The organism is Pseudomonas sp. B7(2017) (assembly GCF_002112745.1).
Taxonomy (GTDB): domain Bacteria; phylum Pseudomonadota; class Gammaproteobacteria; order Pseudomonadales; family Pseudomonadaceae; genus Aquipseudomonas; species Aquipseudomonas ekonensis.
The window spans coordinates 1-638 of record NZ_NEIP01000049.1; the positions used below are offsets into that span (position 1 = coordinate 1).

Consider the following 638-nt stretch of genomic DNA (forward strand, 5'->3'; position numbering starts at 1 on the left):
CTCGATGACCACATCGCCGACGTTGTCGACGACATAGCTGTCGTTGCCGGCGCCGCCTTCCATGATGTCCGCGCCGGCGCCGCCGTTGAGGGTGTTGTCGTCGCTGTTGCCGATCAGGGTGTTGTTCAGGGCGTTGCCGTAGACGGTGAAGACACCCGCCCCGGTCAATGCGACATTCTCGATGTTCTGCAGGCTGCTGCGGTTCAGGTCGACGGTGCTGCCGAAGGTGGCGTTTGCGTTGTACTCGATGACCAGCATATCGGTGCCTTCGTTGGCCAGCTCTTGAACCAGGTCCAGCTCGCGTTCGCGGTCGATGCCGTAGGCGTCGTTGCCCTTGCCGCCGATCAGGGTGTCCACGCCCGCGCCGCCGACCAACTGGTTGTCGCCGTCGTTGCCGATGATGACGTTGTCCTGGTCGTTGCCGATGCCGTAGATGTTGCCGGTGCCGGTCAGGGTGAGGTTCTCGACGTTGGCGCTGAGGGTGTAGTTCACGGAGGCGCGGACGGTGTCGACTTCGCCGTACAGGCGGCTGGTCTCGATGACCACGTCGCCGACGTTGTCGACGATGTAGGTGTCGTTGCCCAGTCCGCCGATCATGATGTCGGCGCCGGCGCCGCCGTCCAGCACGTTGTTGCCGT

The 638-nt window shown here is 63.9% G+C and carries 1 protein-coding gene; it reads right to left on the reverse strand.

Translation table 11 applies throughout. The features are described 5' to 3' along the window. Window positions 1–638: calcium-binding protein (locus CAG29_RS28035; RefSeq protein WP_139831542.1), on the reverse strand; the 638-nt coding region annotated here is incomplete at both ends.